This is a genomic window from Kocuria carniphila (assembly GCF_004136555.1).
Taxonomy (GTDB): domain Bacteria; phylum Actinomycetota; class Actinomycetes; order Actinomycetales; family Micrococcaceae; genus Kocuria; species Kocuria carniphila.
Genome location: NZ_NOIT01000011.1, coordinates 117,321 through 142,795, shown reverse-complemented (window position 1 = coordinate 142,795; position 25,475 = coordinate 117,321). Strand labels below are relative to the sequence as shown.

Genomic DNA, 25,475 nt, shown 5'->3' with positions numbered 1-25,475 from the left:
CCGGCCGAGCAGCAGGCCGTCCTCGACGCCATCCGCGACCCCGAAAATCACGCACTAAACGAATGAGCCAACTCAGGTATAGCGCTGGCCAAGGCGGCAGGAACGATGCCCCAATAGTTCAGACCGTCTCGAAGCAGCGAAAATTGCATTTCAATTGCCGTAACGGCACCTATCGCGACAAGGTACACCCAGGCCGCATACACGACTGCTCGCCCCACCGTATGTGGATACCATCGGTCCTGCTCGATGACCTGCTCGTCAGTGAGCTTCGGGACATTTCGATGCTCGGGCAATGCGGTAGACATCTGAAACACCTTCTCGTGACTCGTCACGTTCTAGGCATTCCACCGTGTCATTCCTGCCGGACCCATTCAATGGCCATATGGCCAGTTCTAGTCAAACAGGTCTAGGTTTTCCGCATCACCGTGGCGGCATCGACGTCGATATCCCCTTGAGATTCCGCGGCATCCGGCGCTGAACTCGACGTAATACCCAGCTCTTCCAAATCAATGGTCCGCAATTGCCCGTTCGTGTCGTTGACCGGCGCCCGAAGCAGCGTTGCCGTCGCCCAACCATGGGTCAGCAGGTAGTGGTCGCTGTCCGGTTCTTCCCGCCCGGTCTCGGCACTATAGGTCACTGCAATGTGCGTGTCGTCGCCACGATGGATCTGGGCTTGGACCGCACCGAAGGATGCCAGATCGGCAGGCTTGAGACCCCTGAGACGGTCGGGGGCGACGTCGGGAACGTTGATGTTCAAGATCCTGCCGTCGAATTCGCGCGACTCCCAACGTTCAAGCGCGAACTTGGTGACCAGCAGCGCAGTGTCCCAGTGCTGCGGTTGTCCGGACGTGATTGAGACCGCGATCCCCGGAATTCCGTGCGACGCCGCCGTCAGCACAGCTCCCACCGTGCCAGAATGCAGTGTGGCCTTGCCGGTATTCGCGCCCAGGTTCACACCCGAGAGCACCATGTCCGGAACTTCGCCGAACGCCCCGTAAGAGGCCAGAAACGCGATCAGAGCCGGTGCGGCCTTCACACCCACGCACTCGACACCCGCGGGCATGTTGGGCGGATCGGCGTCAACGAGCGCGATCTTGCCGTCAATCTCCTCGCCGGACAGGGACGCGCTGGCACCCGAGTACTCCTCGGCGGGTGCGGCGACCTTGACCTCGTGCCCTCGGTCCAGCGCCGCCTGGGCCAGAACGGCGAGTCCCGCGGAAGCTATCCCGTCATCGTTGGTCACAAGGATGCGCATGGCCCCATGCTTCCATGCCACCCGCCCGCTCACCAGAGCCGAGCATGTTTAGGTCAGCTTCCGGACGGTGATCTGCCGTGCGAATTTCTCGATGGTCGTGCGATTACCCGTGCCTAAACCCCGCCGCGCCACATTGAGTGCACCGGCAGAAGCACCCAGCGCCACGGCGTCGACCAGGTCGAGCCCTCGCGCGAGACCCACGGAAATCCCGGCCGTCATCGAGTCCCCCGCGCCCCGGTGGTCCAACGGGGTGATCGACGGCGCGGACACCTCCCGCACCGAGTTCTTCTCGACCAACAGGGCGGGGTCCTTCGCGCGCGAGATGACGACGGCGCCCGCCCCGCGTTCCAGCAACATTTTGCCGGCCTCGGTGAGAGACTCGGCGGTTTCGTCCTCCACGATCTCGAGGTCCATGATCTCCTCGTGGCTGATCTTGAGAACATCTACGCCCGCGTCGACACTGGCCAAAGCGGGTTTTCCGCTCAGGTCCGCGACCACGGGTGTGCCGGCGTCGCGGGTATCGCGAATGAGCCGACCAAAGAAGGACGACGGAATCACGTCCGCCGGCTCCGCACCCGTGACCACCAGAACATCCGAGGCCAACGCATCCACGAAGGCAGTACCGTACAGGTCATCCAACTCATGACGGGACAGCTCCGGCGGCGGCATGTGCGCCTGGGTCTCCCGATCTTCACCGCGCAAGTCGTAGACATAACCACCATTGCCGTAGCTGTAGCGCACGGCGTTGACCTGCATACCCATGCCGTCGAGCATGGTGCGGATCAGCGACCCCAACTCTCCGCCGAAGGGTCCGTTGATGGAAATTTCGGCCCCGAGCGACCCGGCCATACGGGCCACCCACAGCCCCTGCCCGCCCGGATGCAGATGAACATCCGACTCGTGGTCACTGCGATTGCGGTAGGCAGCGGGCTCGGTCATCTCCACCACCAACAACGGGGTGGGAACCAAAATCGATACGCGGGGCTTGTTCCCGGTAGGCGTCGGAGTCATGGCCGAAAACTACTACGAGTTAGGCCCTGGTGAACAGTAGGCATCGGTGTCACCATGGGGGGATGAACGCCATCGCACCCGTACGCATCCTGGAAGGCCAAGCCGCCAGCGATCACACGCAGAAAGTGCTGACCGCGTACTTCAGCGAACTCGATCACCGCATCGACGGCGGTTTCGATCCTGACCTCACCGAAAGCACCTCACCGGAGCAGGTCACGCCACCCAACGGCGATTTCTTTCTCATGACGGAACTGATCTCCGGCGAGGTCATTGCGTGCGGCGCGGTCCGCAAGCTCGACGACACGACCGCCGAACTCCGGCGCATCTGGGTCACGCCCGATCACCGCGGCAAGGGTCATGCCCGCACACTCGTTCGCTCGTTGGAGAACAAGGTTCGTGCGCTGGGTGCCCACACCGCCGTGGTCTCCCTTAACGAAGAGATGGTCGAGGGCATCGCCATGTTCCGCAAGCGCGGCTACGAACCCGTGGAACCCTTCCACGAGAACACCACGGCCACCGTGTTCCTGGGCCGGAAACTCTAGCTGCGGGATTCCTTGGTCTTTTTCTGGTTGGCCTTGTCGATGGCATCAACCAGCTCGTCCTTGGTCATGTCCGAGCGGCCCTCGATGTCCAATTCCTGAGCGATCTCGTACAGGTGGTCCTTGCTGGCATTGGCGTCGACGCCGCCCGCGGACTCTTCCTTGTTGAGCCCACCTTTTTCGGCACGATCGTCCGAGGGTCCGCTCTCGTCCTTGGGCTCCCAGTGGTCCCCCACCTTCTCGTGGGTGTGCTTCACCGCTGACCACGCGGTGCGTGCCGCCCGCGATGAGCTGTCGTACTCGTCCTTGGCGGAGTCATAGGTCTGCGCGAACGTGTCCTGGGCCTTCTCATCCGAACGTTGCAGAGTAGACGGAATTTCGTCCTGAATCGCGCGACCGTCCTTGTTTGCCTTGGGCATGATCTGCTTCCTCTCGCGAGACACCGATAGGTAGTGTGCTGGCAATTTTACGCGCGGCCAGGATGGCTCGCTCGCTCAACGGGGCGACCCAAGTCCTATTACCTTCGTGAAGCCATTGAGGAGTCACTTCCACGTATGGAAGAGACCTATCGAATCGCGGCGCTTGTAGAGCGTGTTCACTCTGGTGGGGAACCTGTCTTCGACTTGGAGGATGTGGTGAAGGACCTTGGCCTGGACGATTAAGATCACGGCAACGGCCAAGAAGCAGTTGGGGAAGCTCGACAAGACCATCGCAAAGCGCATCGTCCAAAAAATCGCTCAGGTCGGTGAACTCGAAGACCCCCGAGTTCACGGGAAGGCGCTGACTAGCCCTCTGTCAGGCCTCTGGCGTTACCGCGTTGGTGATTACGGAGCCCTCGCCGAAATCCGTGACGAAGAGATCGTCATCCTGATCCTTGAAGTGGATCACCGGTCTCGGGTGTATCGCTCTCAGTAGCCAAGCGTCGGCGATCAACCACTGAAGAAGAATCTCGTCAGGTGGAAGAACACCGGCGCCGCGAAGATCAGAGAGTCCGTGCGGTCCAGGATGCCGCCGTGACCGGGGATGATTGCGCCAAAGTCTTTGATGTCGCGATCACGTTTGAGACTGCTCATCACCAGGCCGCCCACGAAGCCCATGAGGCACGCGATCAGCGACAGCAAAGCGGCTTGCCACGGCGTGAACGGGGTCAGCCACCACAGTGCGGCACCCAGGGCGGTCGCGGAGAGCACTCCCCCGATGAAGCCTTCCCACGTCTTGTTGGGGCTCACGTTCGGCGCGATCTTGTGGCGGCCCAGGGTTTTGCCCCACAGATACTGCAGCACGTCAGAGCCCTGCACCACCACGCACACGAACAGCAGGAGCGCTCCACCTTCCACGCGACCGGAGCCCACGGCAGAACCATCCGCCGCGGATTTGCCCTGATTGAACGCAACCGGCAATTGCAGGATCGCGGGCAGATGACTTAGCGCGTACACGCACACCATGAGCCCCCATTGGCTCAGGGCCGCGCGGTGCAGGAAATGATCGGTTCTGCCAGACAGCGCCAACAGCACGGGCAGGAAAAGGAACGCGTAGACCGGGAGGAAAATGGCGAACATCCCGTACCAGTGCTCCCACACGAACCAGTAGTGCAGTGGGGTCAGCACGGCCATGATCCAGATCAGCGTGCGGGCGTCCTTCTCGCCGGCCGGGACCAGCGCCATGAACTCCCGCAGCGCCACGAGCGAGAGCAGCATGAACAGCACGAGCATCACGGTTTCGCCGAGCGCCAGGCTCACGGCGAGCACACCCACCATGATCCACCAGGCGAAAATCCGCTGACGAACGTTGATCAGGGTGTTCCGCAGCCCTTCCTTGGTGGTGCGCCGGAAGATGATCTCGGCAACCACGGTGGCCACCACCAGAAACACCCCAACGCCGATCAGCAGCCGAATCGACTGCGGACCGATCAGCCCGATCTCGGTCATGGCTCAGCCTCGTCTCGTGAGTTCGCGGGCAATCCACCGCAGCCGCGTGACCACCGTGAGCGCGGAGGCCGCGGCAATGAGGATCAGCGTCACGATCAGCATCCACCCGCGCGGCAGATTGAGCAGCGGTTCGATCATGGTGGCCAAGATCCCGACCATGAGCGTCCACATCCGCTGTTGCTTGGCCATCACGCCACCGAAGAACTGCCCCGCTCCCGCGCTCACTCCCAGCGTGCGCACGTAGGCGGTCAGGACGGCGAGACTTCCCGCAAGCCAACCCAGGGTCACGCCGCCGTCCATCGCCGACGCCGCATACCCGGCTCCCGCAAGCAGGGCCAGGTCCGAGATCCGGTCCGGTACTTCGTTGAACAGCTCACCGGTGGGTGTTTTCAGTCCGCCCTCCACCGCCAACATGCCGTCGAACATGTTGCACACGAGGCGCAACGGGATGGTCACGGCGGCGACGATGAGTAGGAGGAGGCGAGCGGCGTCGTCGAAATGTGCGGAAAGCACCAGACACAGGCAACCCAGGAGCGCGAAGCCGACCGAGGCCACGGAGATGTGGTTGGGTTTCAGGCCCGCCCGCTGCAGGGCGGACGCGATGCGCGTGGCCCAGCCGGTGGTGCGTTGCGGAATGGGTCGGCGCAGGGGGTCCGGCGCGTTGGGGGAACTGGTACTGGGGCCCATGGATCACCTCGGGAGTGCGCGGATCGGTTAATGCCACCTTGGCACACTCGGTCGTTACCCTGATGGACCCCGGCGAACGGCCTGTGGACTTTCGCGTTCTACGCGTGGCGCACGTCCGGAGATTCCTTGTCCCGCAGCGCAGCGGTTTCCAGCTGGATGGTCGCGTGGTCGAAGGAGACCGGGAAGTGCTCGCGCACGCAGCCCAGGACCGCTTCCAAGATCTCCGGGGCGTGACCGGAGCTGAAGCACCGGTCCTCCACGACCACGTGAGCGGACAGCACGGGCAGACCAGTCCCGATGGTGGACGCGTGGACGTCATGAACATCGCGCACGTGCTCCAGCTCCATGATGTGCTCGCGAACCTCGTTCAGGTCCACACCCTTGGGCGCGAACTCCATGAGCACACCCACGGTTTCGCGCAGCAGCCGGAAGGCGCGGGGAAGGATCAGGGCGGCAATGAACAGGCCGGCGATGGTGTCCGCGCGCTGGAACCCGGTGGTGTGGATGACGATCGCGGCGATGATCACGCCCATGGAGCCGAGGGCATCGTTGAGCACCTCGAGGAACGCCGCGCGCATGTTGAAGTTCGAGTCCCGGGCGGACGCGAGCACCGCCATCGCGGCGATGTTGGCGACCAGACCAATGACACCGAAGATCAACAGTTCAACCGAGGGGATGTTACTGGGTTCGAAGAGGCGCCGAATGCCCTCGATCGCTGCGTAGATGCCCACCCCCAGGAGCAGCACGGCTTGACCGAGCGCCGCGATCACCTCGATGCGGGCGAAGCCCCATGTGCGACTGCCACTGGGTGGGCGCAGCATCATGGTCGCCGCGATGACGGCGACCAATAGGCCCGAAGCATCCGCCGCCGCGTGGGCGGTGTCCGTGAGCAGCGCGAGACTCCCGGTGATCACACTGCCCACGGCCTGGGCAATCACGATGATTGCCGTGATACCGAAAGCAATCACCAGCCGACGGCGCATGCCCCGGTCCGCGGCCTGAGGCACGTGGGAATGGCTGTGGTCGTGACCCATGTTCGTCATCCCTCCTCGGGAACAACTTGGCCGGTGATCTTCTCGTGGCGCTCACGATGATCGCGCAGGGATCCTGCGGCGTGGGACGCGGTCATGAGCTCATCGGCCATCGCCACCAATTTCTCCAAACGCCCGGGGTCAACCAGTGAGAACCATGACGACCGCCCCTCAACGCGCACCGAGACCAGGCCGCAATCCCGAAGGCACGCCAGATGTTTGCTCACCGTGGACTGCGCAAGCTGCATGTGATCGACCATGTCTCGCACTCGATGCTCGCCCGTGGCCAGGTGTTCCAGCAGGGCCAACCGGGTTGGTTCCGCCAGAGCGTGGAAGAGCGCTGCGTAGGCGCTGCGGTCCTCGAACCACAGGGGCCCGCTCGAATGGATTTTCATCGTCATATGACGATCATATCGTCCATTAACGATGATTGTGTAGGTCCGCGCTGAACCGTCACGAGCGGGCAGAATGGGCGTCACAGCTGCTAAGCACTGCTCGACCTCGGAGGGTACATGACAGGTTCAACGGTCCGCCGAGATCATGCCGTGGCAGCGGGGTGGGGTTTTGCGGAAGCCACAGTGTTCTTCATCGTCCCGGACGTGTGGTTGTCCGCGGTGGCCATGAAGAGCCCGAAACGCGGCCTGAGGTGCGTGGCCTCCGCAACCGCCGGCGCGGTGCTGGGTGGCGCAGTCACTCATCTGTGGGGTGCCAGGACAGATGCAGCGCGCTCGGCACGGGCGCTGGTCACGCTGCCCGCGGTCTCCCCAGCCATGGTGCGCCGGATCGAAGAGGACTACTCCGCCAAGGGATACACAGCTTTGCTGACGGGGCCGCTGCGGGGCACCCCGTACAAGATTTATGCGCGGACCAACGGACTATTGGGGCGGCCCCTGCCTCGGTTTTTGCTGTGGTCCGTTCCGGCGCGGGCTCCGAGATTCATCCTGGTCACCGCGGCCATTGGCGGGTTGGCCGTGCTGGGGCGAAAACTCCTGCCGGACGCTCCTGAGTGGGTCCGGTGGAGCGTCTTCGCCGCGGGTTGGATCGGCTTCTACACGTGGTTCTTCAAGAACGTGGGCCGCTAAAGCTGGCCTGGATGCGCAAAGCCGACCGAGCGGCGTCGTCAGCAAGGCGTGAATCTGGCCCCGGCCGCATCGAAACCATCTCGTAACGGCTTACGGCACGGTAACCAGTGGTTACCGTGCCGTAAGCCGTTATCAAATGGCTCTCACCGGGTGAGCCTTGGAAAAACTAGCTACCCCTCCAGGATCCAGCGAGCGATCTCCTCCACGTCCTTGCGCGCGGTGGGAGTCCACACCATGAGCGAGTAGGTGTGGGGCGCACCCTCGGCCACGATCGTGGTGGTGTCCACGCCCGCGAGCTGCAGTTCCGCCACCGTATTCATGGTGTCCGGGTAGAGGATGTCGCGGTCGCCCTGAGTAATCAGGGTGCGCGGCAGTCCCTCGAACGAGCCGTAGATCGGGCTGACCAGCGGGTCGAGCACGTCCCGCTCCCCGGCCCACCAGCGACCCGAAGCTTGCAGCCGCTTGACGCTGAGCATGTTGTCCTTGGACTCGTAGGCCGAGATTTCGGGGTTGCTGAGCGACGCGTCGACCCACGGCGCAATGAGCACCAGGCCGTTCAGCGACTCACCCTGCTCGCGCAAGCGCTGCGCCTGGGCCAGCGCCAGGCCACCGCCGGACGAATCACCCATGAAGTACACGCGCTTGCCGAGCGAACGCGCCAACTCGAGCGTTCCGTCCGCGAGCGGCTGCACCTCGTCCACGGTGTGCAGGGGCGCCAGCGCGTAGCTGGGCACCACGACCGTTGCACCGGTGTGTTTGATCAACTCGTCCAGGTAGCGCCAGTGCGTACCCAACATGGCGTTCACGTAACCGCCGCCGTGCCAGTACACGATCACGGGCGCCACGGCACCCCACGCGCGAGACTTGGGTTCAACCACGAGCACGGGTCGGCCCGCCACCATGACCTTCCGGAAGTTCACGCGTTCGTGCATGGACTTGTGCGGAGCGGCCTCGGGTTTGTCCTTACTCAGTTCCTCGCGAGCCGTTTCCTCCTCGTTCGGCATACTCGGTAGCAACGGCAACAACGCGTCCGTCGCCTTGAGCGCGGGATCCGCCTTGCGCAACTCCACTTCCGAGAACGCCATGGCCTTCACGGGGACGACGCCGCTCGCGGAGTTCCCTGCCGCAGCGTCCGTCGTAGGGGTTGAGACGGGGGCGGGAGTCGTTCCCGGCGCGGCAGCCGCACCGGCAATCGCGGAGGTGGAGGCCTGAGCCGACCCGCCATGTGCACCCGCACCGACCGCAACGGGGGCAGCCGACCCGCCGCTTACGGAACCGTCGCGATCCGAGGTGGGAGCGGCGTCGTCGCGCTGGGAACGGGAACCCGAATCCGAATTTGAACCGGAACCCACCGCGGCGGTGGCCGCACCGCCAGCGGCACCGGCGGTGGCGCCGGCGCGCACGAGGGACTCGCCCTCAACGTCCACGCGCGGCAGGATCTTGTCCAGCCAACGCGGCAGCCACCAGACCTTTTCACCCATGATCCGCATGACGGCCGGGATCAGGAACATGCGGACCACGAACGCGTCCAACAGAACGCCGATCGCCAGGGCGAAACCAATGGGTTTGATCATGGACAGGTGCGCGAAGATGAAGCCCGCGAACACGGAGATCATGATGATCGCCGCGGCCGTGACCACAGCGCGACCGGCCTTGAATCCGTACACCACGGCCTGACGCGCCGGGTGGCCGTGGACGTAGGCCTCGCGCATGCCGGAACCAAGGAATAGCTGGTAGTCCATGGCCAGACCGAACAGGATGCCGATCATCAGGGTGGGCAGGAAGCTCAGGATGGGCCCGGGATCGTGCACGCCCATCAGATCGCCACCCCAACCCCACTGGTACACCGCGACCACGGCACCCAGCGACGCCAGGACCGAGAGCAGGAAGCCCAGGGAGGCGATCACCGGAACCACGATGGAGCGGAAGACCATGAGCAACAGGAGCAGCGAGATGATGATGACCACGCCCAGGTAGAGCGGGAGCTTCTCGCCGAGTAGCTGGGAGACGTCGATGTTCGCGGCGGTCGTGCCGGCCACGCCGATTTTGACGTCCTCGCCGTTCAGCGCGTCACCGTTGAGGCCGCGCAGGTTGTTGACGAGCTCCTCGGTGGCGGCATCAGCCGGACCGGATTCCGGGATCACCTGGATGACGCCGGTGCGGTTGTCATCGGTGGTGACGCCGGGCAGCACGTTGGCTACGTCGTCCTGTTCGGCAATGCGGTCGGACACCAAGTTGATCTTCTCGGTCGCCTCGTCATCGCTGAGGCCCTCGGGCATATCGACCACGGCCACGAGCGGGCCGTTCTCGCCGGCGCCGAAGTCCTCGGCAATGCGCTGGTAGGCCTGGTACGAGGTGCTGTCCACGGCTTCGGTGGAAGCATCCGGCAGACCCAGGCGCATGTCCTGAGCCGGCAGTGCGAGCACCACCAGGACGCCCACGCTCAGCAGCGAGGTGATCCAGGGGTGGCGCAAGTGGAACGGCACGTCGTGTTCGTCGATGTGCTGCTCGACGGGGGCGGCGTTGCGCTGCTTGCGGGGCAGTGCCTTGCGCCCGGCCAGGGACAGCAGTGCGGGGGTCAGGGTCAGGGTGATGAGCAGGGCGATCAGCACGGCAACGCCGGCCACGGTACCCATCAGGCCCAGGAACGGAATGCCGGTGATGTTCAGCGCTACCAGTGCAACGATCACGGTCAGGGCAGCGAAGAACACGGCGGTGCCGGAGGTGCCCACGGCCATGCCGATGGATTCCTTGACCTCCATACCGCGGCGCAGCTGCTGACGGTGGCGGTTCAGCACGAACAGCGAGTAGTCAATACCCACGGCCAGGCCCAGCATCACGCCGAGCATGGGGGTCACGGACATCATGTCGATCACGCCGGAGAAGGCGAGCGTCGCGGCCGTGGAAATACCTACGCCGATCAGCGCGGTCAGCACCGGCAGGATCGCCGGGACCAGGGCGCGCAGCATGACCAACAGCACGATCGCCGCGATCACCACACCCACGATTTCCGCCGGACCCAGCAGGGCCGAGATGTCCTGCGAGAGCTCCTGGGAGAAGTCCACGCCCACGCCGTCGACCGAGTGGTCTTCCACGGCGTTCATCACGGCTTCCTTGGCGTCCGCGGTCACGGACGTCTGGTCCACGGTGAAGTTCACGACCGAGATGGCGGAGTTGCCGTCCTCGGAGACCACGCGGTAGTCGCCCATGCGTTCCATCGCCTGCTCACCGGATTCCAGCTGAGCCTGCTGCTCCTGGATCTGCCGCGGGTCGATGCCGCGCTGCTGCAGGATCTGGTCCGCATTGGCGCCCGGGGGCAGGTTCTCCTGCAGCTGTTGGATGGCCTGCTGGCCCTCCTCCAGCTGCTCGCGACCATCCACGAGTTGCTGACGTCCGTCATCGAGCTGAGACTGCGCCTCGAACGGGTTGGTAGCGCTGTCCACCTGGTCGATGCCCTCGGTCGATGCCACGGCATCGGCAATACCCTGCCGCTGTTCCTCCGTGAATTCCGAGCCGTCCTCGGTGTAGAAGACCATGCGACCGGTGCCCTGGTTGGCCTCGGGGAGCTCGTCCTGCAAACGGTCGGCGAGTCGCTGGGTTTCGGTGCCCGGGATGGTGATCGCGTTGGACAGCTGCACGCCGGAGAACGCCACCGCACCCACAGAGATGGCCAGCACGGCGATCCACGCAACAATCACCGCCCACGCGTGACGGGCCGAGCCGATGCCCAGCCGGTAGAGAAGTCGTGCCACGGAGAATCTCCTACTTGTAAGTAGCGATGGTCATGTTCAGTTACGTTCCGCTGTAGCGGATCTCGCCGACGACGCCGCTCGCGCGGGTTTGCCGACAAATGATCAGGTATGTCAGGTGTTGAAGCCGCGGCCCAGAATCTTGAGGGCCTCGGTCAGGAGTTCGTTCCACTCACTACGGGTTTGGTCGTTCAGCTCTCCACCGGTACGCAAGAGCCATGCATCCATGCACACGGCCATGGAGTTGATGATGGACGTGGCCACGAGCTGCAGTTCGAGCTGGCTGTGTTCGGGCAGCCGTTCGCGGAGCACGTGCTCCAACCGCTCGGTGGCCGCATTGGTCACGCGGAAACTCCAGAGCGCTGCGGTCGGTGATTCTTTGACCTCAGTTGCCTGGATCAGGAGCGGGCGCAGCGCTTCGACCAGGCTGTGAGCCCGCATCGCCGTGCACAGATCCCGATACACCGAACCCAGTGTTTGATCACCCAGCTCGGAAGGGTCCGGAAGTTCCGCAAGGACTGCCCCGATGAGATGTGAAACCAGTTCCGAGAGGTACTCGTACCCCGCATCTTCCGCCGATGCGAAGTGGTTGAAAATGGTCCGCCGGGAAACGCCTGCCTTCTTGGCCAGGTCATCGACGGAGAACCCCTGAATGCCGTGGAGATCAGCCAGCTCACCGGCGGCCATCACAATGGCGCGCCGGTTGTGCCACTTGAGAGCACCCCGCTTGTCCTTGGGGGCTTCCCCCTGGCATGAAAAGTTCACGTGTCAACAGTAGGGCACTTGTTGCACTCTGTGCACCTTCTGAGCCTGAGTGTGAGCAAGCAGACTTCTTGGGGAAAGCTGGGGGTGCTTCTTAGGCGTTGGTGCTTCTCGTTCGGTGTGCGCAGCCGGCCGGGCGTCAGGCGTTTAGTGGCAACCGTCGGGTGCCCGCAGGACAGGCGTCAGGCATCAAGCGAGGTAGCTCCGTTGGATTTCCTCGGGGACCATTCCACCGCCGGTCAGCCAGGCGATGTGGGTAGCGTTCTGGAGCCGCTGATCGGTGAGGTTCATTCGCTGACGATAGTCCGCGTCGGTGGTGATCCACCGCGGGCCATCAAGGGCTGCCGCGGCGGAGGGCTCGGCGAGTATTCCCTCTGTTACATACAGCGCTTTGACCAGCTCTTTCATGCGCTGATCGGTCACCGTGTAGTAGCCGTCGATGAGGCCCTGCATGCGATGCCCCACGAAACCTGATGGTCTCCCCACGGCCAGCCCGTCCGCCACTGTGCGAGTGTCCAGACCTAGTTCCGCCACAGAGATCTGATCGTGGAGGCCGGTGTAAACGCCCAGCATCATGCACGGCGCCGCGGTGGGTTCGGCGAAAACGCAGTGGACGGCATCTCCGAATTCCAGTTTGAGACCGTAGGCCACCCCGCCCGGTGCACCGCCAATGCCGCACGGAAGATGGACGAACAGCGGGTGATCCTCGTCCACGGCGAGGCCTTGGCCGGCCAACTGGCGAGCTACTCGTCTGCCCGCCACTGCGTAGCCGGCGAACAGGCTGACGGAGTGCTCGTCATCCACGAAGTGCGTGGTCGGATCGGCCTGCGCGGCTATGCGTCCTGCCTCCACCGCGGCGGTGTAATCGGTACTGTGCTCCACAACCTCCACGCCCAAGCTGCCGAGGAGTTCCTTCTTCCAGGCTTGCGCATGCGTGGACATGTGCACAGTGGCTTGCAGCCCGAGTGCGGCTGCGGTGATACCGATGGACAGTCCCAGGTTCCCGGTTGATCCGACGACCACCCGATGTTCGGTCAGGACCCCGCGGAAGGGTTCGGAACTGAACACCCGGTAGTCCGCGACGCCGCCGGCCTCATCCTCATGGCCGGCCACAGTGAGACCCGGGGTCAGGCTCTGAACCGTATCCGTGTCGTTCTCCGCAGCGCGGTTCGTGCTCTCGCCGACTTCAGCAGGTGACGGCAGCAACCCCGCCTCCATGACCAGTGATTCCGCGTACTCGAGAACCTCGTGCACTCCTCCGCGAGCCTTGATGGAGCCGCTCACGGGCAGAACGTCGTCGCGCTTGAGCAGCAACCGGCCCGCCGTCAGGCCCAGTTCACGTTGCATGTCCGGCGCGGCATGAAGCGGTGACTCGATCACTCCGCGAGCGTCCCCCGTCTCCGGAAACGCCTGGGCAATCCACGGAGCGAACCGCTCGAGTCTCGCGGCGGCGTCGTCCACGATCGCGGACGACAAACCCGACGCGACCAACCCCTCCGCGGTGGTGGTCACGGCCGGGTTGAACCACGCGGATGGTTCTTGATCTGCCAACCGAGCGAGGAACGGGTCGTCGCGAAAGTTGCCGCGCACTGCCATCACGCCTGCTGCGCCGCCACGGACACGCTGGCCGGATCGTCACCATTCCGTGCGGCACGCAGCAACGCCGTCAGGTTCTCCTCCGTCGGAGTGGTCGGATTGGATGCAGGGATGGCCTTCAGGGAGCGCTCCACGGCCTCCGCGATCCCGTCCTCGGTGAAGCCGATGTCCGCGAGCGCCCGGGGCGCATCGATCTCGCGATACAGGGAGCTTAAGGCCTCGGTTGCATCACCGGAGTCGGCGCCGAGAGCATCGGCCAACCGGGCCGAAACCTCCGGTACCGCCGGTGCATTGAACGCCAGAACGTAAGGCAAGACGGTCGCGTGGACCTGCGCATGCGGAAGGTTGAACGTCCCGCCCAGCACGTGCGCGATCTTGTGATGCATTCCGGAGCCGGCGGATGCGAAGGACAACGCCGCGAGGTAGCAGCCGTACAGCGCCATCTCGCGGGCGCGCAGATCGTCCGGATCGGCGGTGATACCTCGCAGGGCCATCGTCAGGGCGCGTGCGCCTTCGAGGGCGAACGTCCGATTGATCGGATCCGCCTTGGGCGCCCACAGCGAATCCACGCAGTGCGCCAGCCCGTTCAGGCCGGACGCGACCGACAGGCCCACCGGCAGGGAACGTGAGAGAGCGGCGTCGTAAATCACGGTGACCGGCAGGACCTTGGGATCCAGGCCGGTGGTCTTGGTGCGGTTCTCGGTCAGGCCCCATGTGTCGGTCGCCTCGGAGCCGACGTAGGTCGTGGGCACAGCGATCAGCGGCAGACCGGACGTGAGCGCGACGGCCTTCCCCAGACCGATGGTCGAGCCGCCGCCCACGGTCACCAGCGCGTCGACCTTAGCCTCCGACGCCACCGCACGCGCCTTCTCCGCGAGCCCCACCGGGACGTGTTGGACCACCTCGTTCCACCACAGGTCGGGCTCGAGACGGGCGGTGATCTCCCGGGCGGCCCGTTCTGCGGATCCACCCGTGATGATCATGGGACGCGTGCTGCCCAGCCGCCCGAGTTCGGCTGTGAGGAATTCACCGGCCTTGTCGGAGCCAAACAACACCCGCTGGGCGGCGGTGCTGTGCTCGAACACCATGGGCTGATTGTCACCGGGCTTGGTCTGATTGGACCGTTGATCACTCACGAACATCCCGCTCTCTACGCACGAAGACTGGTTGGCTCCAGTCTGTCAGGTGCGCCGAGTCGACCCCAGAGCCATTTCGTGACGGTTTACTGCCGAGTATGGCGGCTTACCGTGCAGTAAGCCGTGATCAGATGGTGCCCGCTGCTTCCTCCCAGGTCCGGTACTGCGCAGCCAGCCGCACGGGAGCGTTGGGGGCGCCGAATCCGCGGTAGCCGCCGCGGCGTTCCACGACCTCCACGAACACCTCACCGAGGGTCGCGGTGTAGAAGTGCAGGAACTCGCCGTGCTCGTCGCGGTCGTAAAGCAGGCCGTGCTCGCGCAATTCGGCCACCACGTCCGGGGCCAGGTCGAAACGGGCCACGAGGTCCTCGTAGTAGTTCTCGGGAACCGGCAGGAAGGTGAGGCCGCGGCGTCGTGCGCGGCGAGCCACGGCGACAATGTCCGTGCAGGCCAACGCCACGTGTTCGGGGTAGGCTGCGCCGGTGTAGGCGCCTTGCTCCGCCGCGGTGGGGGCAACGTTAAGGGGGATCCGCACGGTTTCATCCGCGGACCGCATGACCTGCGAGCGCACCAGCCCGGACGGCCCCGCAACCTCCTGTGCCGGCTGCGCATGCAGGTCGAGCAGGGAGGTCAGGAACAGGACGGCCTCGTCGTAGTGCTGCCATGGCTGAGCGAGGTTCACGTGGTCCACGCCGGTGATCAGGGATTCCGACGTCGCCTCGGCCGGGTCCGCGCCGAACTCCTCCAACCACGGGGGTACGCCACTGTCCGTGTGGGGACCGAAGAAGATCTCGGTGGCATCCGGTGCCACTACACCGTGCAGCACGGTTTCGTCCGGCTGCTGGGTGCGCGAGACCACCGGGGCGAGCAAGCGGGAGGCGCGGTGGGCGGCGTCGTCGGGGTTGTCGACCTGGAAGCCCAGGGCGGCCAGCCGAGTGGGCTGCTCGAGCGAGGCCTCGAGATCCTCCGCGATGACCATGCGCACCGGGCCCTGCGTCCACGCCTGAACGGTGTCCTTGCTGCGGTGGTGACCGGCGAGCTCGAACCCTAGCTGGTGCAACAGGCGCGTGGTCTGCCCGAGCTTGGAGGTGCGCAGTTCCACGAAATCCCATGCCCGCGGCGGCTGGGGATCCGGCAGGTCGGTCAGCACGAGCGGCTCACGGGCGGGGTCCTCCCCCGCCGCGCGCACGGCGTCCGCCGTCTGGTCTTCGAGCCAGCGCAACGAGCGCAGCCCGTCCACGGCGGTGCGGTGAACATCCGCCTGGCGGAAGGCGTCGTTGAAGATTTCGAGCGAGACCGGACCCGCGTAGCCGCATTCGTGCAGGCGAGCTAGCACGTCCACCAGGTCGAAGTCACCCTCGCCAGGGAACACGCGGTGATGCCGCGACCACGAGAGGATGTCTTGTTTGAGCAGGGGCGCGTCCGCCAGCTGGACGAAGAACAGCTTCTCCGGGTCCATCGACTCCACCCCGTCCACGGTGTCCCCGCGGGAGAGGATGTGGAAACTGTCCAGGCACGTGCCCACGGCGGGGTGATCGGCCAGTTCCACGATGCGGTGGGCGCGGCGCCAGTCGTTGACGTTCTTGCCCCAGGCCAGGGCCTCATAGGCGAGTTTGATGTCGTATTCGGCGGCCAGTTCACCGGCCTGCCTGAGCTGATCCGCGATGGCCTGGTCATCATCCAGCGCCGCCGTGGCCACGTTGGAACACATCAGCAGCACCGGGGTGCCCAGGCGATTCATCAGCTCGAACTTGGCGCGCAGCCGCCGCAGCGAATCAGGGAACGCGTCCGGCGCGACCTCCACGCCGTCCCGGAAGGGCTGGTACATGTCCAGGGACAGCCCCAGCTCCGCGGCCATGTCTCGCAGTTGTTCGGGTGAGGACGGCGAAACCACCAAGTCCTGCTCGAACACCTCGATCCCGTCGAATCCGGCGAGCGCAGCAGCCTGCATTTTTTCTTCAAGCGTGCCGGACAGGCACACCGTGGCGATGCTGGTTCTCACAGGGCCGCTCCCGCTTGCTGCTCGCTGGCCACCGGTGCCTGCCCGGTCAGGGACAGAAAGTGGTCGCGCATCCGCTGCCGGTCCGGTTCCAGATCGGTGAACAGCCTGAAAGCATCGACCGCCTGCCCGACCGCCATGTGGCCGCCGTCCAGCACTTGGCAGCCCAGCGACTTGGCCGCGGTCACGAGTTCGGTGGCCAACGGCAGGTAGACCACGTCCGCGACCCACTGCTGCGCGTTGAGCAGGGCGGTATCGAACGGGGTGCCCGGGTGGTGATGCATGCCCACGGGGGTCGCATTGACGACGCCGCTCGCCCCCTTCACGAGCTCGGGCGCCTGTTCGGGTGAGACAGTCTCGACGACGGCGCCCGGGTACCGCCCGGCTAGGGCTGCGGCGCGCTGAGCCGCGCGAGCGACGTCGACATCCACCAGATCCAGGCGCTGGACGCCCACGGTGAGCAGGGCCTCGGCGACCGCGGAACCCGCGCCGCCCGAGCCGAACTGGACCACGCGTTCCAGGTTGGCCCCCGGCAGGCCGGCGCGGAAACCGGCCGTGAACCCGGAGCAGTCGGTGTTGTAGCCAATGAACTTGTCGTCCCTGATCAGCACGGTGTTGACCGCTTCGATCGCGGCGGCCTGGGGATCCACCTCGTCCAGGTGCTCCAGCACGATCTGCTTGCACGGGTGAGTGATGTTGAAGCCGTTGAAGCCCAGATCCCGGCCGGCACGCAGCAACTCGCCCACGTCCGATCCGGGGCGATTGATCACCGTGAGGTCCACGGGCCGGTAGAGGTAGCGCACGCCGTGGTGATCGGCTTCGCGCTCGTGCATGGGTGGGGTGAGGCTTTCGGTGATGCCGTCGCCGATCAGACCGATCAGGAAGGACTCGTTGCGAGTGGACATGCGGTTCCTTTCGGGGAATCCGTGGATGCTGAAGTGACTGGATGCGTTGATGGGGCGGCAGGCGCCGCGGTAACGAGCGACGTAGGGGTGACTACGGACGCTGCGGGAGTTGCGAGGCCAGTTGGGCGGCGGCGTCGTTGAGCAAAGGCAGGTGCTCCTCGAGGCCGGCCAGGTCGCAGCGATAGACGGGGGCGGCGAGCGCGAGCGCGGCGACGAGCGGCCCGCCCGGGGTCATGACGGGCACGGCGACGGCGCACATCCCGTCGTCGTGTTCCTGGTCCTGGGAGGCCCAGCCGCGTGCGCGGGTTTCCTCGAGGATCCGCCGCAGGTCGTCGCGATCGGTGAGGGAGCGGTCGGTGCGCTGGCCCAAGTCGATGGTGGCGACCAACTCGTCGCGCGTCTCTTGCGGACTGAAGGCGAGCAGCGCGCGGCCCAGAGATGAGGTGTGCAGCTCGCCGCGGTCTCCCGGGTCGGTGGTGATGCGGTGGTTGGGGCCGTCCACGGTGTGCACGGTGAGGAAGCGGTCGCCGTCCAGAATGGCCAGCAATGAGCTTTCACCGGTGGCTTCGGTGAGCTTGCGGAGAATGGGGAGCGCGACGCCCGAGTACCCCCTGGCCGTGGCGACCTTCTGGCCCATCTGGAACACGAGCAGGCCCAGGCGGTACTGCTTGGTGGCGGCATCGAACTCAGCGAAACCGGAGTCAACCAGCGTGGTGAGCAGGCGGTAACAGGTGCTGAAGGCGTAGCCGGAGTCTGCGACGATCTGGCCCGCGGTGGCCCCGTGCGGGTAGTTGGCCAGCAGTTCCAGGAGCGTGAGTCCTTTGCGCACGGTGCCGGAGCGATCGGCGGGGCGCGACTTGTCCGGCGCTCCTGCCGCGTCCGCCGCCGAGGCGGTGGTCTTGGTGGGGCTCATGATGTGCTCCTGATTATTTTTCGTCGGGTACTTGACGAACAGTGTGACTCACATCATGCTTGTGTTTCAAGTATTTGAAAACTATTTCCAATATTTGGCAATCACCGCAGCGGGGACGTTCGATCCCACGCCTTCCGTGAAGGATGACTTCTCATGAGCACCACCCACCACACAGGCTCCCCGGGGGCCGAAAACCCGCCCAACCATTCGGCCGGGACTCCCGCCAAGACCCCGAAGAAGGCCGCGCTCGCGAGCTGGATCGGTTCGGCCCTGGAGTACTACGACTTCGCCGTGTACGGCACCGCCGCGGCTCTGGTGCTGAACCACTTGTTCTTCCCGGAGGAAACCTCCCCTGGCGTCGCTATTCTGCTGGCCATGGGCACCGTGGGCGTGGCCTACGTAGTTCGCCCGCTCGGTGCGCTGATCATGGGCCCGCTCGGCGACAAGTACGGGCGCAAGTTCGTGCTCATGCTGACCCTGTTCATGATGGGCGGCGCCACGTTCGCGGTTGGCTGCCTGCCGACCTTCGATCAGGCGGGCCTGCTGGCTCCGGCCTTGTTGGTGCTGTGCCGCGTGATCCAAGGCCTCTCGGCCTCCGGCGAGCAGGCGAGCGCTATTTCCGTCTCACTCGAGCACTCCGATGACCGCCACCGCGCCTTCACCACCAGCTGGACCCTGCAGGGCACCCAGTTCGGCACATTGCTCGCGACCGCCGTGTTCATTCCCTTCACCCTGATCCTCACCGAGGAACAGCTGTTCAGCTGGGGCTGGCGCGTACCGTTCTGGGCCTCCGCCGTGGTGGTCTTCGTGGCGTACATGATCCGCCGCCACTTGGAAGAGCCGCCAGCCTTCGAGGAAGCTCAGGCTGAGGGCGCCGAGGTCAAGCGCACCGCTCCCCTTACCACGCTGCTGAAGTACCACAAGGCAGCTGTGCTCCGTATTGCCGCTGCCGCCATGGTCAACACCATCAACGTGGTGTTCCTGGTCTGGTCGCTGTCCTTCGCAACGTCCATCGTGGGCCTGGAACGCTCCACCATGCTGTGGGTCTCGGTGGTCGCGAACTTCGTGGCACTGTTCACGATTCCGGCGTGGGCACTTCTGGCGGACAAGATCGGCCGCAAGCCCGTGTTCGTCGTGGGCGTGCTGGGTGCGGTGGGCTTCATGTTCCCCTACCTGGCCGCCGTGTCCGCCGGTAACTGGACGCTCATCTTCGTGCTGGGTGCGCTGCTGTCCGGCTGCTTCTACTCCATGGCCAACGGCATCTGGCCCTCGTTCTACGCGGAGATGTTCCCGACCCGCGTCCGAGTGACCGGCCTGGCCCTGGGCACGCAGATCGGCTTTGCGATCTCCGGTGGTCTGACTCCCATCCTGGCCACCTCCGTGGCCGGCGCGGACGGTGCCCAGTGGATGAACGTGGCCCTGGTCGTCGCTGCCGCGGGATTGATCTCGGTGGTCGCAGCGCTGACCGCCAAGGAGACCAAAGACCGTTCCCTGGACGAGATCGACGACCTGCACACCACGCGCACCGAGGCCCTCGAACTGGGTGCCCTGGACCGCAAGGAAACCGCGGCTGCGGGGCGTCGCTGACGCAACCTCGTGATCTCCTGACCTGACCCACGCGACCCGGCCCGGGCGGCGTAGTCACTCCTGATGAGTGGCGAGCCGTCCGGGTTTGGTGATGTGGAGGGCAAAGGAGGCGAGGATGCCGACCACGGCCGCGGCCATCGTGAGCATGAACCCGCGCTCGGGCTGCACGGACAGCACGCCGCCCAAGGCAGCGCCGAGCGAGACGCCAAGCACAAGGCAGGTGGTGAGCATGGTCATCACCGAGGCGATGCGGTGCGACGGCGCGATCCGCTCGCCGCGACCGAACGAGCTCACGAGCATGGTGCCCACGCCCACGCCGATGATCACGAACAGGCCGGCGATGACCGGGGTGCTGGGCAGGGTGACCAGACCCAGGCAAGTTAGGCCGATGATGGAGGCGCCGATCGCCACGCGCAAGGACAAGGGGAAGCGTTCGGGAAGGCGGGAGACCAGAATGCTTGCGACCGCGCTGCCCGCACCCATGAAGCCGTAAATGACACCGGTGTAAGCTTCCGTGCCGCGCAGCACGTTGACGGCGGTCAGCGCGGTCTGGGTCGAGCCGAACACGGTACCCACGCACAGGCACACCATCATGGGCGGCAGCGCCTTGGCGATCGAAATCTTGCCGATGCCACCCGCCGCAGTGTCCTCGACCGTGGCCGCGCCGTGCTCGGTGCGGTGGCGCGCCAGGTACATGATGAACGCGCCCTGGCCCACGATCACCCACGCCATGATGGTGAGCAGAGCGGGGTTGGGACCGAGTAATCCGACGAGCAGACCGGCAATCACGGGACCCAGGATGAAGCTGGTTTCGTCGCAGGCAGTTTCGTAGCCCAGCGCGCGGCTGATCAGTCGCGGTTGCCGACGCCGCCGCGCCAAGCCCGACCAGTGCGCCCTCGCGATCGCGCCCACTTGCGGGTTCGCGGAACCGACCAGGGCAGCGCACACGAGGATGAGGGGGGTGGGCCCGTCATTGACGACCGTCAGGAGCAGGGCCGTGAGGCTCAGCAACTGGATGAGCGTTGCGCTGACAACCACGGGCAGCGGACCGAAATGGTCGATGAGCCTGCCGACCAACGGGGCGCCAACTGCTGAACCAAGTCCCACGGCTGCCACCGTGATGCCGGCCAGACCAAGACTCAGTCCAGCGCCGCTGACGTACAGCAGCAGCCCGAGTTGCAGCGTGGCCGCAGGCAGGCGACCGATGAAGGCCGTGATCAGGAACGGCCAGCCACCTGCGGCAACGAGCGAATCCTGTGCTGAGAGTGGCGTCTGCGCCTGCGGGGCGGTCGAGCTGGGCAAAAGGATCCTCCGGGTACATCAAACCACCGCACACCCGACCACACGTGCGGACCGATCCCTCTAAGTTCGCTTCAAATGGTACTCGCGAATCGGGTGGTTGGCGCTGGGTGGAGGGGAGGGGTTGGTCACGGGTGGGAGTGTGCGTAGGCCCGGTCATGGGTGCGTGCCTGGGGGGTCGCTGGGGCAGACGGGGCTCAAGCACCTGGCGGTTTGTTTCGAACCCTCGGGACCCAAGTACTTGGTGGTTCGGTGGGGCATTCCTTTACACGTGAGGCGTCGTTAGAACCCTTAGATGCGCTTCAGGTGTCGTTGGAACCCTTCCCGCTGGGCAGAAAGGGTTCCAACGGCGCCTCAGATGGAGGGAGCGGTTCTAGTGGCGCACCACGTGAGGTGCAGGTGAGACGTCACGCCATACTTGGGACATGGAACAGGGTGTGAGGTCCGCCGAGTTCGGTCCGCCGGGGCCGCTACGGGATCGACTGGTGTCGCTGATAGTGGCAGGCCGGAAGACGGCGACGAGTTCGCTGGTTTCGGACTACGAGATTGAAGGTGAACCACTGCCTGAACCAGGTGAGTTGGAGCTCTTGCTGGATTCCAGTGACCGCGGCGTTGCTGTTCTCGAGACAGCTGCGGTCACCGTCGTGCCCCTGGGAGATATCCCCTGGTCCCATGTGGTGGCCGAAGGCGAAGGCCACACCTCGTTGGCGGACTGGCGCCGGGACCACGAAGTGTTCTGGGCCGCCCACTCCCCCGCTGGTCACCTTGATGACAGCACACCGGTGGTGATGCAGGAGTTCCGGGTGGTGGAGCGTCTGGTGGCAGATTAGAACCCTCAGATGCACACCAGGTGCCGTTAGAACCTTTCCCACAAGGGATGAGGGTTCCAACGACACCTCATGTGTAGACGATGGCTCTAACAACACACCGGGTGCACCATGCACGGAGCACCAAAACCCATGCACGGCAGGACGAGACGCAGATCACATTTAGGCGCATCATGTCTTCATGGCACACACGAATTCGAACAAATCCGGCCAGCACACCGTGGTGATTGGCGCAGGAACGGCAGGATCCATCGTTGCGGGGAGGTTGGCCGCGGTCGGCCACAACGTGACACTTCTGGAGGCCGGCGGGCAGGACACGAACCCCGCCATTGCAGAACTCCCCCGCCTGGGCGAACTATGGCACGGCGCTGAGGACTGGGATTACTTCACCGTCCCGCAAGAGCACGCGTCCGACCGGGTCATCCACTGGCCACGCGGTCGCGTTTTGGGCGGATCCCACGCGCTCAACGCATCCATCTGGGTTCGAGGTAACCCTCTCGACTACGACGACTGGGCCGCGGCGGGCTGCGACGGGTGGTCTTGGAGCGACGTCGGCCCCGTTTTCGAGGCCTTGGAAAATTACGACGGCGCCGCGTCGCCTGACAATCTCAACCCCCGCGGCGCGGACGGCCCGATTCCCGTGGTGGGCAACTACGAACGCAGCCCGATCTTCGAGTCGATCATTGCCGCGGCGGAGGCGGTGGGTGTGGAGTTCAATCCCGATTACAACGGTGACCAACAGGACGGTGTCTCCTACGAGCAGCTGACCGTCCGGAACGGAAAACGCTGCACCACGTACACCGCGTACGTGAAGCCGCTTGTCGAGGCGGGGAAAATCACGGTTCGTACCGGGGCGATCGTGGAGAAGTTGCTGATCGAGGACGGCGCGGTGGTCGGCGTGGAGCTGCATGCCGGAGACAACCAAGAGGTCGAAGGCGTGGAATCGGACGACCCCGCGGCCACGGCAGATGGTACCGGTGAGGTGATCCGCGCTGATCAGGTCATCCTGTGCGCCGGTGCCCTGGACAGCCCCAAGATTCTGATGCGTTCCGGAATCGGCCCGGCAGACCATTTGCGAGAGGTAGGAATCAAGCCGGTCGTTGACCTGCCGGGCGTGGGTGAGAACTTGCACGACCATCTACTGCTGCCGGTGATCGCGGAAGCCACCAACCGGGCCATCGATCACAAGGTGGACGAGCAATCGGTATCGCAGACGCACCTGTTCTGGCGCTCGGGACCGGAGCAGGACCGACCGGACACCCAGCCCATCCACTTCTGCGTCCCGATGTACGACGACAACATGACCGGGCCCGCCAATGCGTTCACGCTGCACAGTGGCCTGGTGCGCCCCTATTCGCGCGGGACTATTCGGCTCACTGGGCCCAGCAGCACCGACCCTGCCGATTACGATCCGCAGATTTTCGCGGATCCGCGGGATCGGGAATCTCTGCGAGCCTCGTTCCGGCAAGCCCGGGAGATGGTCAAGGCCGCACCGCTGGCCGAGGACTGGGGTGCGCGGGAGGTCTACCCCGAGTCCGAGCTTGCCACCGAGGAGGAAGAGAACGCCTACATGGACCGGGCGGTAACCACCTATCACCACCAAGTCGGCACCTGCAGGATGGGCACCGACTCTATGGCGGTCGTGGACCCTGAGACTTTCAAGGTCTACGGAGTGGAGGGCCTGCGGGTGATTGACGCGTCGATCATGCCGTCCGTGACCACGGGAAACACCAACGCGCCGTCGGCGATGATCGGCGAGAAGGGCGCACGGATGCTGCTGGATGAGGAGTAGGCCGCGTTTAGTGGCGCTTTGGAACCCCCGGACACACATCAGGGGCCGTTGGAACCCTTTCCACACAGGAAAGAGGTTCCACCGGCCCCTGAGGTGTAGGTGGCGGCTCTAACGGCCCACCACGTGCGAAGCCAAGCCCACTAGGGGCAAGGATGCGCGCAAGGACCTACTGCACCGCTACCTTCGCGAACGGGTAGTCGGTGTAACCGCGAGCCCCGCCACCGTAGAAGGTCTTGCTGTCCGGCTTGTTGAGCTCCAGGCCGTCGCGCCAGCGCTCAACCAAGTCCGGGTTGGCGATGAGCGCACGGCCGACCACCACGGCGTCGGCGAGGTTGTCCTGCACGATGTGCTCGGCCTCTTCCAGATCCGTGTGCTCGCTGAAACCGCTGTTGAGCATGAACGGGCCGCCGAAACGAGTGCGAAGATCCTGCACGAACGAGCTGTCGATGTCCTTGTACAACATGGACAGGTACGCCAGACCCAGGTCCTGGATGCCGTCCACCAGTGCTTCGTAAGTTGCCACGGCGTCCTCGTGATCAGCCTCCACAGCACCCTGCACGTTGTGCTGCGGAGAGATGCGGATGCCTACGCGATCCGCGCCGATTTCCTCGGCCACTGCGCGCGTTACCTCAATGACGAAGCGCGCACGATTCTCCGGGGAGCCTCCGTATTCATCGGTGCGCTGATTGGACGCGGGGGTCAGGAACTGCTGCAGCAGGTAGCCGTTGGCGCTGTGCAATTCCACACCGTCCACACCGGCATCCACGGCACGGCGAGCCGCAGCCACGAATTCGTCCCTCACGCGCGGCAGCTCGTCGAGCTCCAGGGCGCGAGGCTCGGGAGTCTCTTCCTTTCCGCCGGGAATGTGAATCGGCTCACCCGACGCGATGGCACTGGGAGCTTCACCCTGCTGCCCGCCGGTCAACGCGGGGTGGACCAGACGTCCGGCATGCATGATTTGAATGAAGAACAGGCCACCGCGCTTGTGCACAGCCTCGGCCACGCGACCCCAGCCGGCAGCCTGCTCATCCGTGGCCAGGCCCGGCTCGTTCATGTAACCGCGGCTCACCAGCGTGGGGAACGTGCCCTCGGAAACGACCAGGCCGGCCGATGCACGCTGGGCGTAGTACTCCACCATGATGTCCGTGGGCACGCCGTCCGCATCTGCCCGCATGCGGGTAAGCGGGGCCATCACCACGCGGTTATTCAGTTCGTACTTGCCCACCGTCAGCGGGTCGAAAAGAGTAGTCATATGCATCCTTCCACGGTTCTCTCCGGGTCGCGGCAAATAACCCGCCCGGACACTTTCCGAAGACAACAACGCAATGCGGCCCCGAGACATTCCAACGGCGCCGGCCCTGGTGTCCATCGGCTGGC

Annotated in this window: 24 protein-coding genes; 7 read left to right on the top strand and 17 right to left on the bottom strand. The window is 64.9% G+C overall.

Translation table 11 applies throughout. From position 1 onward, the window contains the following. Positions 1-47: 47 nt before the first annotated feature. From EWV37_RS09805 to EWV37_RS09795, 3 genes are all read right to left on the bottom strand, one after another. On the bottom strand, positions 48-305 hold the full coding sequence (locus EWV37_RS09805) for a hypothetical protein (protein WP_129701367.1): 258 nt from the start codon (positions 303-305) through the stop codon (positions 48-50). 101 nt (positions 306-406) lie between these two features. Beyond that, on the bottom strand, positions 407-1,255 hold the full coding sequence (surE, locus tag EWV37_RS09800; protein ID WP_095797013.1) for a 5'/3'-nucleotidase SurE: 849 nt from the start codon (positions 1,253-1,255) through the stop codon (positions 407-409). Positions 1,256-1,303: 48 nt separating this feature from the next. Continuing rightward, positions 1,304-2,266, bottom strand: coding sequence for a 1-phosphofructokinase family hexose kinase (locus tag EWV37_RS09795; RefSeq protein ID WP_095797014.1), 963 nt, complete (start codon positions 2,264-2,266; stop codon positions 1,304-1,306). A 62-nt stretch (positions 2,267-2,328) separates the two neighbouring features. Between EWV37_RS09795 and EWV37_RS09790 the strand changes: the two genes are divergently transcribed. After that, the gene (locus tag EWV37_RS09790) at positions 2,329-2,808 is read left to right on the top strand and encodes a GNAT family N-acetyltransferase (protein ID WP_095797015.1); all 480 of its coding nucleotides are present in this window, start codon (positions 2,329-2,331) and stop codon (positions 2,806-2,808) included. Here EWV37_RS09790 and EWV37_RS09785 read toward each other — a convergent pair. Continuing rightward, a complete protein-coding gene (locus EWV37_RS09785) occupies positions 2,805-3,224 on the bottom strand; it encodes a ChaB family protein (protein WP_095797016.1) in 420 nt (139 codons plus the stop codon). The two genes, EWV37_RS09790 and EWV37_RS09785, sit on opposite strands and share 4 nt — an antisense overlap. A 33-nt stretch (positions 3,225-3,257) precedes the next feature. On the opposite strand from EWV37_RS09785, the gene relB reads away from it, so the two are divergent. Continuing rightward, positions 3,258-3,467, top strand: coding sequence for a type II toxin-antitoxin system RelB family antitoxin (relB, locus tag EWV37_RS15860; protein ID WP_129701365.1), 210 nt, complete (start codon positions 3,258-3,260; stop codon positions 3,465-3,467). Next, positions 3,451-3,720, top strand: coding sequence for a type II toxin-antitoxin system RelE family toxin (locus EWV37_RS09775; RefSeq protein ID WP_129701363.1), 270 nt, complete (start codon positions 3,451-3,453; stop codon positions 3,718-3,720). Before relB ends, EWV37_RS09775 begins: the two co-directional genes overlap by 17 nt. A gap of 14 nt (positions 3,721-3,734) precedes the next feature. Here EWV37_RS09775 and EWV37_RS09770 read toward each other — a convergent pair whose 3' ends face one another. The 4 genes from EWV37_RS09770 to EWV37_RS09755 form a co-directional block, all read right to left on the bottom strand. Then, positions 3,735-4,733, bottom strand: a complete 999-nt coding sequence (locus EWV37_RS09770; protein WP_129701361.1) for a phosphatidate cytidylyltransferase — start codon at positions 4,731-4,733, stop codon at positions 3,735-3,737. Between the two features lie 3 nt (positions 4,734-4,736). Beyond that, positions 4,737-5,420, bottom strand: a complete 684-nt coding sequence (locus EWV37_RS09765; RefSeq protein ID WP_129701359.1) for a CDP-alcohol phosphatidyltransferase family protein — start codon at positions 5,418-5,420, stop codon at positions 4,737-4,739. Between the two features lie 98 nt (positions 5,421-5,518). Further along, positions 5,519-6,454, bottom strand: coding sequence for a cation diffusion facilitator family transporter (locus EWV37_RS09760; RefSeq protein WP_129701381.1), 936 nt, complete (start codon positions 6,452-6,454; stop codon positions 5,519-5,521). Between the two features lie 5 nt (positions 6,455-6,459). Continuing rightward, entirely contained in the window at positions 6,460-6,852 is a 393-nt protein-coding gene (locus EWV37_RS09755; RefSeq protein WP_095797020.1) for an ArsR/SmtB family transcription factor, read from the bottom strand. Between the two features lie 111 nt (positions 6,853-6,963). Here EWV37_RS09755 and EWV37_RS09750 point away from each other — a divergent pair, with 111 nt between their 5' ends. Next, positions 6,964-7,533, top strand: coding sequence for a YqaA family protein (locus EWV37_RS09750; protein ID WP_095797021.1), 570 nt, complete (start codon positions 6,964-6,966; stop codon positions 7,531-7,533). 170 nt (positions 7,534-7,703) lie between these two features. Here the strand turns inward: EWV37_RS09750 and EWV37_RS09745 are convergent, their stop codons facing one another. The 7 genes from EWV37_RS09745 to EWV37_RS09715 form a co-directional block, all read right to left on the bottom strand. After that, on the bottom strand, positions 7,704-11,285 hold the full coding sequence (locus tag EWV37_RS09745) for an MMPL family transporter (RefSeq protein WP_129701357.1): 3,582 nt from the start codon (positions 11,283-11,285) through the stop codon (positions 7,704-7,706). A gap of 111 nt (positions 11,286-11,396) precedes the next feature. Continuing rightward, on the bottom strand, positions 11,397-12,047 hold the full coding sequence (locus EWV37_RS09740) for a TetR/AcrR family transcriptional regulator (RefSeq protein ID WP_129701355.1): 651 nt from the start codon (positions 12,045-12,047) through the stop codon (positions 11,397-11,399). 186 nt (positions 12,048-12,233) lie between these two features. Beyond that, positions 12,234-13,640 carry a D-serine ammonia-lyase gene (locus tag EWV37_RS09735; protein WP_238663204.1) on the bottom strand — a complete coding sequence of 469 codons (1,407 nt, stop codon included), beginning with the start codon at positions 13,638-13,640 and terminating at the stop codon, positions 12,234-12,236. Next, entirely contained in the window at positions 13,640-14,728 is a 1,089-nt protein-coding gene (locus tag EWV37_RS09730; protein WP_129701379.1) for a maleylacetate reductase, read from the bottom strand. Before EWV37_RS09730 ends, EWV37_RS09735 begins: the two co-directional genes overlap by 1 nt. A gap of 175 nt (positions 14,729-14,903) precedes the next feature. Further along, complete coding sequence (locus tag EWV37_RS09725) at positions 14,904-16,778, bottom strand: bifunctional sugar phosphate isomerase/epimerase/4-hydroxyphenylpyruvate dioxygenase family protein (protein ID WP_129701351.1); 1,875 nt, start codon at positions 16,776-16,778, stop codon at positions 14,904-14,906. After that, positions 16,775-17,680, bottom strand: a complete 906-nt coding sequence (locus EWV37_RS09720; RefSeq protein WP_129701349.1) for a shikimate dehydrogenase — start codon at positions 17,678-17,680, stop codon at positions 16,775-16,777. Before EWV37_RS09720 ends, EWV37_RS09725 begins: the two co-directional genes overlap by 4 nt. A 91-nt stretch (positions 17,681-17,771) precedes the next feature. Further along, complete coding sequence (locus tag EWV37_RS09715) at positions 17,772-18,593, bottom strand: IclR family transcriptional regulator (protein WP_129701347.1); 822 nt, start codon at positions 18,591-18,593, stop codon at positions 17,772-17,774. A 153-nt stretch (positions 18,594-18,746) separates the two neighbouring features. Here EWV37_RS09715 and EWV37_RS09710 point away from each other — a divergent pair, with 153 nt between their 5' ends. Then, positions 18,747-20,180 carry an MFS transporter gene (locus EWV37_RS09710; protein WP_129701345.1) on the top strand — a complete coding sequence of 478 codons (1,434 nt, stop codon included), beginning with the start codon at positions 18,747-18,749 and terminating at the stop codon, positions 20,178-20,180. 54 nt (positions 20,181-20,234) lie between these two features. Here the strand turns inward: EWV37_RS09710 and EWV37_RS09705 are convergent, their stop codons facing one another. Further along, on the bottom strand, positions 20,235-21,482 hold the full coding sequence (locus EWV37_RS09705; protein WP_238663200.1) for an MFS transporter: 1,248 nt from the start codon (positions 21,480-21,482) through the stop codon (positions 20,235-20,237). A 422-nt stretch (positions 21,483-21,904) separates the two neighbouring features. On the opposite strand from EWV37_RS09705, the gene EWV37_RS09700 reads away from it, so the two are divergent. Together EWV37_RS09700 and EWV37_RS09695 are read left to right on the top strand one after the other, a co-directional pair. Then, a complete protein-coding gene (locus EWV37_RS09700) occupies positions 21,905-22,309 on the top strand; it encodes an ASCH domain-containing protein (RefSeq protein WP_129701341.1) in 405 nt (134 codons plus the stop codon). Positions 22,310-22,487: 178 nt separating this feature from the next. Then, entirely contained in the window at positions 22,488-24,098 is a 1,611-nt protein-coding gene (locus tag EWV37_RS09695) for a GMC family oxidoreductase (protein WP_129701339.1), read from the top strand. A gap of 166 nt (positions 24,099-24,264) precedes the next feature. Here the strand turns inward: EWV37_RS09695 and EWV37_RS09690 are convergent, their stop codons facing one another. Next, positions 24,265-25,350, bottom strand: a complete 1,086-nt coding sequence (locus tag EWV37_RS09690) for an alkene reductase (protein ID WP_129701337.1) — start codon at positions 25,348-25,350, stop codon at positions 24,265-24,267. Between the last annotated feature and the right edge of the window lie 125 nt (positions 25,351-25,475).